Origin of the sequence: Bradyrhizobium sp. Arg816, from assembly GCF_029989365.1 — a bacterium.
GTDB lineage: Bacteria > Pseudomonadota > Alphaproteobacteria > Rhizobiales > Xanthobacteraceae > Bradyrhizobium.
The window spans coordinates 215,341-230,283 of the sequence record NZ_JAPRAQ010000009.1 but is presented as its reverse complement, the minus strand read 5'-3'; the positions used below and the strand labels follow the sequence as shown (position 1 = coordinate 230,283).

The window sequence follows — 14,943 nt, the reverse complement described above, 5'->3', positions numbered from 1 at the left end:
CCGGGCCGCCCACCGGCCCCGGCCGCGATGTGCTCCAGAGGGCCGATGTAGCATTCCCGCCCTAGACGTTAATGCGTTTTAACGATATCGCTGCCCCCATAATGAGGGACGCGTCATTCATCCTGGGCCGCGCGGGTTCGCGCGTGCTGGCGGTCATGTTGCTGGCGGTAGCGACCGCGCTTGGCGGCTGCGCCGGCGGCGGCGGTGCCGCCAACTCCTATGCGATGGCGCCGAGCGCCGGCTCCGGGGCGACCGTGGCCTTCGAATCGATCGACGGGCCGCCCCCGCAGGTGTTCGACCGCATGGTCGGCGTGCTCGACAGCGAATCCAAGCTGCGCAGCCTGTCCGTCGTCTCCCGCGAGGGGACGGCTGCCTATCGCGTGCGCAGTTACCTCTCCGCCCAAATCGTGCGCGGCAAGACCGTGATCGCCTGGGTCTGGGACGTCTACGACGCCAACCAGCAGCGGGCATTGCGCCTCTCAGGCGAGGAACTGACCGCCGCCAAGGGCGGCCGCGATCCCTGGGGCGCCGCCGACGACCTCGTGCTGCGGAAGATCGCCCAGGCCGGATTCAGCGGACTTTCCAACATGATCAACGGCACGCCGGACGCGCCGAGCACTGCTCCCGGCTTGCGGGGACCGGCGGTGGCCAGCGTGATCCCGGAGGCTCCGGCGGCCGAGATGCCGGCCTCGGCGCTGGGCTATGCGAGCGATAACCCCCGCTAAACCACGGCCCCAAGTTGCGGCCAAACCGTTGGCCGGACTCAGGATTTCGGAGGGAAAACGTAGCATCCCGGGTTGCCATTGCAGCCCCCGGCCTGATATTTCCTCGCCCGTCGTAACCGTGCTTCCAGTGGGTATTCTCTGATGTTGAACGTCGTATCCAGCAAAGCGCGGGAGGAAGCGTCCATGTCGGCCAAGAACGGCTCCATCAAGCTTGTCGCCGGCAACTCAAATCCGGCCCTCGCGCAGGCGATCGCGCAAGGCCTCGACCTGCCGCTGACCAAGGCGGTGGTACGGCGCTTCGCCGACATGGAGATCTTCGTCGAGATCCAGGAGAACGTCCGCGGCTCGGATGCCTTCGTCATCCAGTCGACCTCGTTCCCCGCCAACGACCATCTGATGGAACTGCTGATCATCACCGATGCGCTGCGCCGCTCCTCGGCACGCCGCATCACCGCGGTGCTGCCCTATTTCGGCTACGCCCGGCAGGACCGCAAATCGGGTTCGCGCACGCCGATCTCGGCCAAGCTCGTCGCCAACCTGATCACGCAGGCCGGCGTCGACCGCGTCATGACGCTCGACCTGCATGCCGGCCAGATCCAGGGCTTCTTCGACATCCCGACCGACAATCTCTACGCGGCGCCGCTGATGGTGCGCGACATCAAGGACAAGTTCGACCTCTCCAAGACGATGGTGATCTCGCCTGACGTCGGCGGCGTGGCGCGTGCACGTGGCCTTGCCAAGCGCATCAACACCCCGCTCGCGATCGTCGACAAGCGCCGCGAGAGGGCGGGCGAATCCGAGGTCATGAACGTGATCGGCGACGTCGCCGGCTACACCTGCATCCTGATCGACGACATCGTCGACTCCGGCGGCACGCTGGTGAACGCGGCCGACGCGCTGATCGCCAAGGGCGCCAAGGACGTCTACGCCTACATCACCCACGGCGTGCTCTCCGGCGGCGCGGCCGCCCGCATCGCGGGCTCGAAGCTGAAGGAGCTCGTGATCACCGACTCGATCCTGCCGACGGACGCGGTGACCAAGGCTCCGAACATCCGCACGCTGCCGATCGCCAGCCTGATCTCGGACGCCATCGCGCGCACCGCGGCCGAAGAGTCGGTGTCGAGCCTGTTCGACTAAGTTAAGTTTCGCGATGCCGTAGGGTGGGCAAAGGCGCGAAGCGCCGTGCCCACCTTTTTTGTTGCCGCGAAGATGCTGGGCACGCTTGCGCTTTGCCCACCCTACGATGCTGCCTCCGTGGAGACTCCCCCTCTCCCAACCCCCTCAGCGCGAGCGAAGCTCGTCGCGGCCCCGCATCCGCCTTCGCCAGGGCTTCGGCGGACAAGAGCGGGTCGTGGGAGCGCGAGCGCCGTCCGTCCCTTACGACGCCGCCCCACGGGTTGTTGCCGGCTGCCGCCCATGACATCATCCGGATACCAAACCATCTCTGCCCCCTGGATTCCTGATGCCGAGCCGGAAATTTGCCTGGGAGAAGCTGTCAGATGACGAGTTGCTCAAGCAGCGCCTCTCCAGCCTGAGGGTGACCGTCAAAGGCACCTGGCTCGAGGACTGCGTCAGCACGCTCCATGAGGAGCTCGAAGAGCGGGGCATCCGGCTGCGGCCGCATACATGGATCTCGAGCGAATGGTTCAGTCCGGGCGATGTGCCGGGCATCGCCATCCCGTTCTATCTCGCTCATCCCCGTCTGATGAAGCTCGAGAAGAAGATGATGTTCGACGTCGAGGGCGGGACCTGGCGCGAGTGCATGGCCATCCTCCGTCACGAGGCCGGCCATGCCATGCAGCACGGCTATCAGTTGCAGCGCCGCCGGCGCTGGCAGCAGCTGTTCGGCCCGTCGTCGAAACACTACCCGCGCTACTACCGGCCCAATCCTGCCAGCAGGCGCTACGTCCAGCATCTGCGGCTGTGGTACGCGCAGAGCCATCCGGATGAAGATTTCGCCGAAACCTTTGCGGTGTGGCTGCGGCCGCGCTCGAACTGGCGGACGCGATATGCCGGCTGGCCCGCCCTGAAGAAGCTCGAATATGTCGACGAGCTGATGAGCGAGATCGCGGGAAAGCGGCCGCTGATCACGACGCGAGAGCGTGTCGATACGCTGGGCCGGCTCAGCCAGACGCTCGAAGACCATTACAAGAAGAAGCAGGAGTTCTACGCCTTCACGCCGCCGAAGACCTACGACCGCGACCTCTCCAGGCTGTTTTCAGCCGATCCACGGCATCACCGCTCAAAGCCGGCTTCGGCCCTGATCAGGCGCCACCGCGCCCAGATCAGGCAACTGGTCGCGCGGTGGACGGGCGAGAACCAGCTCACGCTCGATGCCGTGCTCGATGATATGATCTCCCGCTGCCGTGAGCTCGACCTGCGCGCCGTCGGCCTCGAACAGAAGCTCGTTCTCGATTTCACCGTCCTCGTGACCGCCAAGACGATGCACGCGCTGTTTGGCCCGTCTCGGCGCAAATGGATCGCGCTATGAGACGCTCACGCATTCTGGTCCTGATGCATCCGGACTTCATGCCTCCGGACTCAAGCGACGGATACACCGCGCAGGAAATCAACGCGTGGAAAACGGAATACGACGTGGTGAGCACCTTGCGCGCGGCCGGCCACGAGGTTCGCGCCCTCGGCGCGCAGGACGAAATCAAGCCGGTGCGCGAGGCGATCGAGGAGTTCAAGCCGCACGTGGTCTTCACGTTACTGGAGGAATTCCACAACAACGTTGCCTACGACCAGCACATCGCCAGCTATCTCGAGTTGATGAAGGTCCCTTATACCGGGTGCAATCCGCGCGGCCTGATCCTGGCGCGCGGCAAGGATTTGTCCAAGACGCTGGTGCATCACCGCCGGATCGCGGCGCCGGCCTTCGCCGTCTTCCCGATGCGCCGCAAGGTGAAACGCCCGACGCGCCTTGCGCTGCCGCTGATCGTCAAGAGCCTGAACATGGACGGGTCGTTCGGCATCTCGCAGGCCTCGATCGTCGATACCGACGAGAAGCTCGCGGAACGGGTCGCCTTCATCCACGAGCGGGTCGAATCCGCCGCGATCGCCGAGCAGTTCATCGAGGGGCGCGAGCTCTATGTCGGCGTGCTCGGCAACAACCGGCTACGCGTCCTGCCGGTTTGGGAACTGAAATTCGGCAGCATGGGCGGGCGCAGATCACGGCACATCGCCACGGAGAAAGCCAAGCACGACACCGACTATCAGGAGAAGCTCGGCATCGTCGACGGGCCGGCGAAGGACCTTGGGCCCGAAGTCACCGCGCGCATCCAGCGCGCCGCGAAGCGCATCTACCGAGCGCTTGGCCTCGACGGCTACGCGCGGATCGATTTTCGTCTCGCCGCCGACGGGACGCCGTATTTCATCGAAGCCAATCCCAACCCCGAGATCGCCAAGAGCCAGGAGTTCGCCACGGCGGCTCTACATGCCGGGCTCAAATATCCGGATCTCCTGCAGCGCATCCTGACTCTCGGAATAAGCCGGGCCAAAGCTGGGGTGTCGCTGGGGTGAGCGCGGGCTTGCGCGACTATCGTAGGGTGGGCAAAGGCGCGAAGCGCCGTGCCCACCGTCTTTGTTTGCGATAGAGAATGGTGGGCACGCTTCCGCCTTCGCTCTTCGAGCTACGGCGGACAAGTCGCTTTGCCCACCCTACAGCAGCTAGCCTGCCTCGGCCTTCGCGCTCATCACGTCGGCGAACGACTTGAAGAACTCCCCCGCCAGCTTCGTCGCGGTCGAATTGATCAACCGCGCTCCCAACTGCGCGAGCTTGCCGCCGATCTGCGCATCGACCTCGTAATGCAACACCGTCACGTCGGCACTCTCGGATTCCAGCCGCACCAGCGCGCCGCCCCTGGCGAAGCCGGCGACGCCGCCGGAGCCTTCGCCCGAGATGCGATAGGAGTTGGGCGGATCGAGATCGGACAGCGTCACCTTGCCGCTGAACGTCGCCTTCACCGGGCCGACCTTGAAGACCACGGTCGCCGTCATCTCGTTCGGCGCGGTCACATCGAGCGACTGGCAACCGGGGATGCACTGCTTCAGCACAGCGGGATCGTTCAGCGCCGCCCACACCTGTTCACGCGAGGCGGGAATACGCTGGCTGTCGTTCATCTGCATGATCGGTGTCTCACTCTCTGCTTGCTGTTTGATTGGCCGCGCGCTGGCCACGCCGGCGTTCCCTTGTGATCTCGGCGAGGATCGACATCGCGATCTCCTCCGGCGTGATGGCGCCGAGATCGAGCCCGGCCGGCGCTTTGAAATCGTCGATCGCGGCGCTACTGGCGCCTTCCGCGATCAGTTTTGCCCGGAGCGAAGCCATCTTGCGGCGGCTGCCGACGAAGGCGTGATAGTCGGCCCTGGTCGCGACTGCCGCGCGCAACGCCACTTCGTCGCCCTTGCCCTGCGTCGAGACCACGACGAAGCGCTTTGCGTCGTTGAGCTCGCTGAGGTGATAACCATCGATGACCGCGTCTACATCCGGCTGCGCCGTGAGATCGGCAGCGGGCGCGGCGAGCGTGACGTGATAACCGAGCACGCGCGCCTGCGCCGCAAGCGACAGCGCCACCGGGCTCGCACCGAGAATGACGAGCGAGGGATGCGGCAGCACCGGCTCGACAAAGATGTCCATCGTGCCCTTGCTCGGGCACATGTTGCTGGCAAAGCGGATGCCGTCGCGGCTCTCGCCTGCACTGACACCGAGCTCGGCCAGCAGGTTTTCCGGCTGCACCGAGACCATGCGCGGCTCGCCATCGGCGAGCGCCTCGCGCGCCGCCTTCAGCACCGCGCCCTTGGCGCAGCCGCCGCCGATCCAACCCGCGACGATGGTGCCGTCGGCGGCAATGATCGCCTTGGCGCCAGCCTTCGCCGCGGTCACCGACACCGTACGCACCACCGTCGCGAGCACGAAGGCACGCTCGGCGGCCTTCATCTGCGCAATGAGATCGAGTACTTCGACATGGGCGGTCATCGGCGTATCCTCAGAGCTTCGCCAGATAGGGTTCGAGCGCACGCAGGCTTTGCAACGAATTGGCGGGCGCATAGAGATCGACATGCGGCAGCGCCGCTTTGATGCCCCGCGCTTCGGGCGTGTAGCCTTCCCACGCCATCATCGGATTGAGCCAGACGATGCGGCGGCAGCGCCGGTGCAGCGCCGCCATTTCGCGACCGAGCAGCGCGGCGTCGCCGGTCTCATAGCCATCCGACACGAACATCACGCAGCTGCGCGAATGGATCACGCGCGCGGCGTGCCAGCGGTTGAAGGTCTGCAGGCTCTCGCCGATCCTGGTGCCACCACCCGCGCCCTGCGCCATGATCGAGAGCCGGTCGAGCGCACGGCCGGCGTCCTTCTCCTTCATCGCGTCGGAGACGTAGGCGAGGCGCGTGTGGAACAGGAACGCCTCGGCCTCGCGGAACTGGTCGAGCACACCGTGGATGAAGCGCAGGAAGACGGCGGTATACATGCTCATTGATCCCGAGGCATCGAGCAGCACGACCAGCCGCAACGGCTTGTCCTTGCGCTGCCGCTTCACCAGGCTGATCGGTACGCCGCCATGGCTGATGTTGCGATGAATGGTGCGGCGGAGATCGAGCCGGTAGCCGCGCCGGCGCGCCAGATCGCGCCGCGTCAGCCGTGTGCGCATCGCCCTGGCGAGTTGGGCTGCGGCCTCATGGGCCTGCGCGACCTGATCGGGATCGCTCAGCTTCCTGAAATCGACTTCCGCAAAATTGTCCGCCCGCGAGGCGCCTTCCATGCGGCCCTCGCCGGAGCCGCCTTCCGGCGCATCATCGGACGACAGAAGCTGGTCGGTGATGGACTGGCTACCGCCCTGCTCCGCTGCCGTGTCCTGCAAGCTCTTCAGCGAGGGATTATTGGCGCCGGGCGTCGAGCCGATGGTGCGGGAGCGCGAGCGCACGCGCTTGCCCAGCCAGAACGCGTCAAACAGGCCATCGAACTTGTCCCAGTCGGACTTGCGCGCCGAGAACAGATGCTTGAACGCCGCGCGCAGCAGACCTGGCCGCGCCGCATAGCCCGATGACATCAGCGTCGCCGCATCCTGTCCTTCGGCGAGCCCGACGCGAAAGCCGGCATCGCGAAGCGTGCGCAGGAAGGCGGCGAGACGCGCGGACACGAGACGAGAGACCTCATTGAGGTCGTCATATCCGGGGCTGGAGCCGCAACAGCTCATGCGACCTTCCCCAACAGACGCTGCGTCACCTCGGGCGTGACGCGGGCACGGTCCTCATGGGTCTTCAACAGACAGACCAGCGTCTCATACACGGTCTCGGGCGCGTCGTGGAGATCGCTGATCTCGAGGCCGACCAGGGCCGCCGCCCAGTCCAGCGTCTCGGCGACGCCGGGGACCTTGCGCAGCTCCTCCTTGCGCACGTTCTCGACCATGCGCGCGATCTGGAGTGACAGCGACGGGCTGGCGCCAGCGACGCGCGCCAGAATGATGCGGGTCTCGCGATCCACGTCGGGATAGTCGACATAATGATAGAGGCAGCGCCGGCGCAGCGCGTCGGAGAGCTCGCGTGTGCCGTTCGAGGTCAGCACGACATGCGGGATCGTGACCGCCGGAATAGTGCCGAGCTCGGGGATCGAGACCTGGTAGTCCGATAGCAGTTCCAGCAAGAAGGCTTCGAATTCGTCGTCGGCGCGGTCGATCTCGTCGATCAGCAACACTGGCGCCTGCGCGCGGCGGATCGCGGCGAGCAAGGGACGCTCCAGCAGATATTTTTCCGAGAACACCTGGTCCTCGATGCTGTCGGTGCCACGGTGCGCCTGGATCGCCAGCAGCTGGCGCTGGTAATTCCACTCATAGAGCGCGGAGGATTGGTCAAGACCTTCGTAGCATTGCAGCCGGATCAGCTCGGTCGCGTGCACCTTGGCGAGAGCCTTCGCCACTTCCGTCTTACCGACGCCCGCCTCGCCCTCTAGGAGCAGCGGACGCCGCAACAATTGCATCAGCGAGATCGCGGTCGCGAGGTCCGCATCGGCGATATAGCCCGACGCGGCCAAGGCATGCGCGATTTCGTCACGGCCTTTCATGCTTATGCTCTCCCGTCATTGCGAGCGAAGCGAAGCAATCCAGAAATGGTCCCGCGGAGACAGTCTGGATTGCTTCGTCGCTTCGCTCCTCGCAATGACGACAACACTACGCCACCGCCCCGAGATCCTTCGCCGCCTTCCAGTTGCGCCAGAAATCATGAGGCATCTGGATGTGCGTGGACCCTAAGAACGAGAACGCGTCGTTGACGGCATTGGAGAAGGCAGGCACGCCGCCGACATTCGGGCTTTCGCCGACGCCCTTGGCGCCGATCGGGTGATGCGGCGACGGGGTGACGGTGAAGTCGGTTTCCCAATGCGGCGTCTCCACCGCGGTCGGCATGAAGAAATCCATGAACGAGCCGGTGACGACGTTGCCGACGTCGTCGTAGCGGATCTCCTGGCCCATCGCGATCGCGAAGGCTTCGGTGAGGCCGCCATGCACCTGGCCCTCGATGATCATCGGATTGATGCGGGTGCCGCAATCGTCGAGCGCATAGAAGCGCCGGACCTTGTACACGCCGGTATCGACGTCGATGTCCATCACGCAAAGATAAGCGCCGAACGGATAGGTCATGTTGGGCGGATCGTAATAGCTAACCGCCTCCAGCCCCGGCTCCATGCCCGGCGGCACCGAATTGTAGGCCGCCCAGCAGATATCCTTCATCGACATGAATCTTTCCGGCAGACCCTTCACCCGGAAGCCGTCGATGTCGAATTCGAGATCGTCCTCGTGGACCTCGAGCTTGTAGGCCGCGATCATCTGCGCCTTGGCCTTGATCTTTCGTGCGGCCATGGCGATCGCGGCACCCGCGACCGGCGTCGAGCGCGAACCATAGGTGCCGAGCCCGTAAGGCGCGGTGTCGGTGTTGCCCTCCTCGACCATGATGTTGTCGGCGGGAATGCCGATCTCGGTCGCGATGATCTGGGCCCAAGTGGTCTCGTGGCCCTGGCCCTGGCTCTTGGTGCCCATCCGCGCGATGCCGGCCCCGGTCGGATGCATCCGGATCTCGCAGGAATCGAACATGGCGATGCCGAGGATGTCGCAATTCTTCGACGGGCCGGCGCCGACGATCTCGGTGAAGAAGGAGACGCCGAGCCCCATGATCTCGCGGGTCTCACCGCGCGCGAACGCGGCCCGCTTCTCCGCCTGCTCTTTCCGGAGCGCGGCGTAGCCGGTCGTCTCCATCATCTTGCGCATGGCGGTGTGGTAGTCGCCGGAATCGTATTCCCAGCCCAACGCCGAGTGATACGGGAACTGTTCCGGCTTGATGAAATTCTTCAAGCGCAGCTCAGCCGGATCCATGTTGAGCTTCTGCGCCAGAATATCCATGGCACGCTCGATGCAGTAGGCCGCCTCCGTGACACGGAACGAGCAGCGATAGGCGACGCCGCCCGGTGCCTTGTTGGTATAGACGCCATCCACCGCCAGATGCGCGGTCGGGAAGTCGTAGGAGCCGGTGACGATGTTGAAGAAGCCGGCCGGCCATTTCGACGGGTCGGCGCAGGCATCGAACGCACCGTGATCGGCGAGCACGTGAACACGAAGGCCTGTGACCTTGCCTTCTTTCGTCGCGGCGATCTCAGTCGTCATGTGATAGTCGCGCGCGAACGAGGTCGCGGTCAGGTTCTCGATGCGGTCCTCGACCCATTTCACCGGCTTGCCGGTGACGATGGAGGCCACCGCCGCGCAGATATAGCCGGGATAGGCGCCGACCTTGTTGCCGAAGCCACCCCCGATATCGGGCGCGATGACGTGGATCTTGTGCTCCGGCAGCTTCGCGATCAGCGCCACCACGGTACGGATCACATGCGGGGCCTGGAACGTGCCGTAGATCGTCAGCTCGCCCTTGATCTTGTCGAACGAGCAGACGCACTGGCAGGTTTCCAGCGGCGACGGATGGGTGCGGTGATAGGAAATCATCTCCTTGATCTTGACCTCGGCCTTGTTGAAGGCCGCGTCGGTCAGTTCCTTGTCGCCGACGGTCCACTCGAAGATGTGGTTGTCGTGCTTGCGCGGACCATGCGCGCCGGACATCTTGCCGACGAGATCCTCGCGCAGCACCGGCGCGTTCGCGTCCATCGCCTTGAAGGGATCGACCAGCGGGGCGAGAGGCTCGTACTCGACGATCACCGCGTTGATGCCGTCATCGGCCGCATAGCGGTCGGTCGCGACCACGAAGGCGACCTCCTGGTTCTGGAACAGCACTTTTCCGTCGGCCAGCACCATCTGCACGTCGCCGGCGAGCGTCGGCATCCAGGCGAGGTTGACGGTCTTCAGCGTCTCGGCGGTGATGACCGCGAGCACGCCGGGCACCTTCAGCGCCTCGCTGTCGTCGATCTTCTTGACGCGCGCATGCGGGTGCGGCGAGCGGACGAAGTCGCCATGCAGCATGCCCGGCAGCTTGACGTCGTCGACGTAATTGCCCTTGCCCTGCGTGAAGCGGATGTCCTCGACGCGCTTGCGCTTGCAGCCCATGCCTTCGAGTGCGGCGGTACGTTGTTCCCGCGTGGGAGTGAGGTCGTTCATTCTGCGGCCTCCTGGAATTCGACGCCGTTGATTTTTGCGGCGGCGTATTGAATGGCTTTGACGATGTTCTGGTAGCCGGTGCAGCGGCAGATGTTGCCGGAGATGCCCATGCGGATTTCCGGCTCGCTCGGCGAGGGATTTTCCTTCAGCAGCCGATGCGCGCGGACAATCATGCCGGGCGTGCAGAAGCCGCATTGCAGGCCATGCATCATGCGGAAGCCTTCCTGCAAAGCCGACAACGTGCCGTCGGCATTGGCCATGCCTTCGACCGTGGTGATGTCGCTGCCCTCGGCCTGCACCGCAAACATGGTGCAGGACTTCACCGACATGCCGTCGATATCGACGGTGCAGGCGCCGCAATGGGTGGTCTCGCAGCCGATATGGGTGCCGGTCATCTGCAGATTCTCGCGGATGAAATGCACCAGCAGCGTGCGCGGCTCGACGAGGCCTTCGACCTCGGCGCCGTTCACCTTCATGGTGACGTGTGTTTTGGCCATTGATCTCTCCCTTACTTCGCGACAGCAGCGGCGCGCTGCAGCGCGCGCGTCACCATGATGCCGCCGACATGTTTTCGGTATTCGACCGGTCCGCGCGCATCGGCGGCCGGTGCCATGATCGCTTCGGCGGCTGCTGCTGCCCTCTTCAGCGTGGCCGCATCGAGGCTGGTGCCGATCACGGCGTTGGCGGCATCAGTGGCGAGCAGCGGCGTTTCGTGGACGTTGGTGAGCCCGATCGAGCAGGTCGCGACCTTGCCGCCGGACATGGTGAGGACCACGGCGGCGGCGGCGGTGGCGTAGTCACCGACCTTGCGCTTGAGTTTTTCGTAGGCGGAGCCGTGGCCGGCCGCGGGCACGGGAACCGAGACGGAGGTCAGGATCTCGCCGGGCTCGAGCGCGGTGAAATAGGCGCCCTGGTAGAAGTCCGCGGCCGCGACGTCACGGGCACCGCCGGCGCTTTCGAGCCGGTAGCTCGCCCCCAAAGTCATCATCAGCGCCGGCATGTCATTGCCGGGATCGCCATTGGCGACATTACCGCCGATCGTGCCGCGGTAGCGCACCTGCGGATCGGCGATCAGCAGCGCCGCCTCGTGCAGGATCGGCATCGCCTTGGCGACGTCGTCGGAGGCCAGCAGCTCATGCTGGGTGGTCATCGCGCCGATGACGAGATTTTGGCCGTCGCGGCGGATGCCCTTGAGGGCGGCGATGCCGTGCAGGTCGATCAGATGGGCGGGGGTGGCGAGCCGAAGCTTCATCATCGGCACCAGGCTGTGCCCGCCGGCCAGGGGCCGTGCATCTTCGCCAAGGTCTGCCAAGAGCTTGACGGCATCGGCGACACTCGCCGGCCGGTGATAGCTGAATGAGCCTGGGATCATCATCTCCTCCTCGTCGTCCTCTGGCGCGTGACGGCGCGGACGTTGGAGGGGACGGTCACTCCCGGCAGGGCTGCCCGCAATCGTTGGGGCACGGAACATCGGATTTCGCACGAGTTGCGGCGGGGAACGCACGAATTGCGTCAGGGCTAGCGACGTTATGGCGCGGCGGCCACTCCCCTGGAGGGGGACGGTAAGGAAGAGCGCGCCTCCCGTGCGGCCCGACTCTACGCCTGCCGCCTATTCGCCAGCCCCAGCCGCGCCTTCACCTCGGCGATCTTGGCCCGGCTCACCGGCACCCGGTGCGGCGACGGGCCGTCGAGCTCGAGCACGGCGCCATCGCCCTCTCTCCGGACCAGCGCGACATGGGGGATCGCGACGATATGGCTGCGGTGCACACGCAGGAACAGCGAGGGGTCGAGCTGGGCCTCGGCCTCCGAGATCGACCAGGGGCACATTCGCTCGCGGGTGCCGTCGTGAACACGGGTGTAGTGCGCATCGGCCCGGACGCTGCGGACATTGGCCGTCTCGATGAAGTGCGTGCCGTCGGCGCTCTCGACCGGCAACCGGGGAACCGGCGCGCGGGGCGGCTGGCCGAGACCGCCGAGCGGGGCCACCGGGCGCGGAGCTGCAGCCGGCGCAGCGATCAGTTCGATGGCGGCCGCCGCGACCGGCGAAGCAGGCGGTTCGGCAGCAACAGAGTTCGACGTCTGACGCCGTTGATCGGGAACCAGCGACAGCAGGAAGCCGGCTGCGATGACGAAGCACAGCACCGCAACGATGATCGACAGGATTTGCTGCGACGCGGCAAGACCGCCGCCGGCATGGTGATGCACCGCGCCGGTCAGCGGCTCGAAATGCATGCCGAGCATCGCCGTGTAATGCATGCCGGAGACGGCGATGCCAAACGCAACCGAGCTGACGATCAGCCGGACGCCCTCCTGCTGCGCCAGGAAGGCGCGCAAACCGCCATAGGCGGTGACGATCGCCACCACGACCGACAGCGCCACCATAGTCTTGTCGTGCACGATGCCGAAATGACCGGCGAGGCCGTGGATGCCGACATAATGCATGCTGGCGATGCCGACGCCGAGCAAAACGGCCGACGAGGCCACCCGCTTCAGGGACGGTTCGCCGATCGAGACAAAGAACAAGGAGATGCCGACCACCAGCGCGCAGATCAGGAACGAGATGATGGTGGGCAGGACGAGATAGACGGTGTCGGGCGGCAGCGGCGCGGCCAGCATGCCGACGAAATGCATGGTCCAGATGCCGACGGCCAGAAACGCAGCCGCACCCGCGAGCAGAACGCGGTTGCTGACGCCGGGCGTGTTGCGGATGCGAGCAGCAAGCGCAAAGCCGGTATAGCCACCCAGGCTCGCGATCACCACAGAGAGCGCGACGAGATAGGGATCGTGTCCTTCGAACATGATCTTGTCGGCCGCCCCGTCTCCACGGCCGGCCTCCTCCCGCCGCCGACTTTATAGGGACGGCGACGGGATTGACAATCAGCGGCGTGTGAGCGGACAGCTACACGATGCCCGCCGCGACCTGGCCGCGCAGGCGCTCAAGCCCGAGCAGTGTGTTGGCGCAGGCTTCCGCGACCTCGACGCCCTTGATCGCAAAGTGCCTGCGGAAGAAATCGTAGTGCACCTCGGTCTCGTGGAATTGCTGCGGCGTCAGCACGGCCGAGAACACCGGCACCTCGGTGCGGAGCTGCACGTCCATCAGCGCCTTGATCACGGTGTCGGCGACGAACTCGTGGCGGTAAATGCCGCCATCGACGACGAGGCCCGCCGCGACGATCGCGGTATAGCGCCGCGTCTTGGCGAGGATCTGCGCATGCAGCGGGATCTCGAACGAGCCCGGCACCTCGAACACGTCGACATGATTGAGGTGACGCGCGGCTGCCTCCTTCACGAAGGCGATGCGGGCCTCCTCGACCACGTCGTGGTGCCAGCAGGCCTGCACGAAGGCCACCCGCTGCGGTTTCGCGAAGCGCGGATGCTCGGGTGCCGGATCCTGCGGAACCGGCGGTTGGGTGACTTCGGAAGTTTCGGTTTGGGGGTCTTGCAACATCTGATTCATGGCTTTCCTTCAAAGGACCAGAATCAGGGCACACGGAACGACAAGCAGCCGCACCTTGCGATGCGTCTGCCACCGACCGTTCTCTTTCATCCGGACTTTAACCGTCGGCTTCGGAGTTGCACCGAATCTGCTGACCCTTCCCTTCGGCAAAATTCCTTTTCAGGAAGATCCTTGGGGGAAGGCGCTCGCGGGCTTGGGCCTTGCGACCCTTACCGCCGGTGGGGACTTTCACCCCGCCCTGAGAACATCGGCCGCCCGGGATGAACGGCCTGAGGCGAAATATGACGCCGGCCGGCGGCCGCAGCAAGCGTGTTCCGCATGAAAAACCGCATGGTCCCATGCCGCCATGACGGGTGTGACCTCGCCCGGCGGAATTAACGATTGGCGCGCCATCGGCGAATCCGATTCCGATTTGTTCTCATTCGTTAAGAATTGTGGCGGAGATGAGCTGTGGACGAACGAGTCCTGGCTTGTGGACGGACTCGGCAGCCAGTTGCGCAGATTCCGCAAATCACATCACTTGATCCGCGACAGGCTCGCGCTGATCCGAGGGGATCGCGACAGCGACGTTGAGGGAGCGCGCCGGGCCGACCGAGTGCGTATCAAAGACAACAAAAAGGCAAGAGGTCGAGACGGAATGTCCCTGCTCGAAGGCACTATCGATTCCAGAAATCACCCGCTCGCGGTGGTCGAGGACATCGCTGCCAGCAACAACTGGCCGTTCGAACGCTCCGGCGAAGACGAGCTCACGATTGTCTCCAAGGGACAATGGACCGACTATCAGATCTCCTTCACGTGGATGGGCGAGATCGAGGCGCTGCATCTGGCCTGCGCCTTCGACATGAAGATTCCGGTTGCGCGGCGGAGCGAAGTGCAACGGCTCGTCGCCGCGGTCAATGAGCAGCTATGGGTCGGCCATTTCGATCTGTGGACCAACACCGGCATGATCATGCACCGCCAGGCCCTGGTGCTGCCGGGCGGGCTCACCGCCTCGACCGCGCAATGCGAAGCCATGCTCGCCGGCGCCATCCATGCCTGCGAGCGCTACTTTCCCGCGTTCCAGTTCGTGGTGTGGGCCGGCAAGACCACCGCGCAGGCGATGGACGCGGCGATGTTCGACACGGTGGGAGAGGCGTAAGGCTCGCCTCGCCCTCCGCTGTCGTCCCGGACGAGC

14 protein-coding genes and 1 riboswitch are annotated in these 14,943 nt (G+C 65.1%); of the genes, 5 read left to right on the top strand and 9 right to left on the bottom strand.

Annotation, left to right across the window (positions count from 1 at the left end; genetic code table 11):
• Positions 1–101 precede the first annotated feature (101 nt).
• The 4 genes from OWC48_RS23180 (at position 102) to OWC48_RS23165 (ending at position 4,247) form a co-directional block, all read left to right on the top strand.
• Positions 102–725, top strand: coding sequence for a hypothetical protein (locus tag OWC48_RS23180; protein WP_282522029.1), 624 nt, complete (start codon positions 102–104; stop codon positions 723–725).
• A 183-nt stretch (positions 726–908) separates the two neighbouring features.
• Positions 909–1,862, top strand: a complete 954-nt coding sequence (locus OWC48_RS23175; protein ID WP_014492003.1) for a ribose-phosphate pyrophosphokinase — start codon at positions 909–911, stop codon at positions 1,860–1,862.
• Between the two features lie 325 nt (positions 1,863–2,187).
• The gene (locus tag OWC48_RS23170; protein ID WP_282522028.1) at positions 2,188–3,216 is read left to right on the top strand and encodes a putative zinc-binding metallopeptidase; all 1,029 of its coding nucleotides are present in this window, start codon (positions 2,188–2,190) and stop codon (positions 3,214–3,216) included.
• Positions 3,213–4,247, top strand: coding sequence for an ATP-grasp domain-containing protein (locus OWC48_RS23165; protein ID WP_282522027.1), 1,035 nt, complete (start codon positions 3,213–3,215; stop codon positions 4,245–4,247). Before OWC48_RS23170 ends, OWC48_RS23165 begins: the two co-directional genes overlap by 4 nt.
• 147 nt (positions 4,248–4,394) lie before the next feature.
• Here the strand turns inward: OWC48_RS23165 and OWC48_RS23160 are convergent, their stop codons facing one another.
• The 9 genes from OWC48_RS23160 to OWC48_RS23120 all read right to left on the bottom strand — a co-directional run bounded on the left by OWC48_RS23160 (position 4,395) and on the right by OWC48_RS23120 (position 13,769).
• Complete coding sequence (locus OWC48_RS23160; protein WP_282522026.1) at positions 4,395–4,853, bottom strand: carbon monoxide dehydrogenase subunit G; 459 nt, start codon at positions 4,851–4,853, stop codon at positions 4,395–4,397.
• A gap of 10 nt (positions 4,854–4,863) precedes the next feature.
• Positions 4,864–5,703, bottom strand: a complete 840-nt coding sequence (locus OWC48_RS23155) for an XdhC family protein (protein ID WP_282522025.1) — start codon at positions 5,701–5,703, stop codon at positions 4,864–4,866.
• Positions 5,704–5,713: 10 nt separating this feature from the next.
• The gene (locus OWC48_RS23150; protein ID WP_282522024.1) at positions 5,714–6,922 is read right to left on the bottom strand and encodes a VWA domain-containing protein; all 1,209 of its coding nucleotides are present in this window, start codon (positions 6,920–6,922) and stop codon (positions 5,714–5,716) included.
• Positions 6,919–7,785: a MoxR family ATPase gene (locus OWC48_RS23145; RefSeq protein WP_282522023.1), complete on the bottom strand. Its 867-nt coding sequence runs from the start codon at positions 7,783–7,785 to the stop codon at positions 6,919–6,921. The genes OWC48_RS23150 and OWC48_RS23145 overlap by 4 nt, the downstream gene beginning before the upstream one ends.
• Before the next feature lie 106 nt (positions 7,786–7,891).
• Positions 7,892–10,312 (bottom strand): aerobic carbon-monoxide dehydrogenase large subunit, encoded by a 2,421-nt coding sequence (locus OWC48_RS23140; RefSeq protein ID WP_282522022.1) that lies wholly within the window; start codon positions 10,310–10,312, stop codon positions 7,892–7,894.
• Positions 10,309–10,809: a (2Fe-2S)-binding protein gene (locus OWC48_RS23135; RefSeq protein ID WP_282522021.1), complete on the bottom strand. Its 501-nt coding sequence runs from the start codon at positions 10,807–10,809 to the stop codon at positions 10,309–10,311. Before OWC48_RS23135 ends, OWC48_RS23140 begins: the two co-directional genes overlap by 4 nt.
• A gap of 11 nt (positions 10,810–10,820) precedes the next feature.
• Complete coding sequence (locus OWC48_RS23130) at positions 10,821–11,684, bottom strand: xanthine dehydrogenase family protein subunit M (RefSeq protein WP_282522020.1); 864 nt, start codon at positions 11,682–11,684, stop codon at positions 10,821–10,823.
• Positions 11,685–11,908: 224 nt separating this feature from the next.
• A complete protein-coding gene (locus tag OWC48_RS23125) occupies positions 11,909–13,111 on the bottom strand; it encodes an MHYT domain-containing protein (protein WP_282522019.1) in 1,203 nt (400 codons plus the stop codon).
• A gap of 100 nt (positions 13,112–13,211) precedes the next feature.
• The gene (locus OWC48_RS23120; protein ID WP_282522018.1) at positions 13,212–13,769 is read right to left on the bottom strand and encodes a 6,7-dimethyl-8-ribityllumazine synthase; all 558 of its coding nucleotides are present in this window, start codon (positions 13,767–13,769) and stop codon (positions 13,212–13,214) included.
• A 74-nt stretch (positions 13,770–13,843) separates the two neighbouring features.
• Positions 13,844–14,019: riboswitch (FMN riboswitch) on the bottom strand.
• A 387-nt stretch (positions 14,020–14,406) separates the two neighbouring features.
• On the opposite strand from OWC48_RS23120, the gene OWC48_RS23115 reads away from it, so the two are divergent.
• Positions 14,407–14,907, top strand: a complete 501-nt coding sequence (locus OWC48_RS23115) for a YbjN domain-containing protein (RefSeq protein WP_028169834.1) — start codon at positions 14,407–14,409, stop codon at positions 14,905–14,907.
• Positions 14,908–14,943 lie beyond the last annotated feature (36 nt).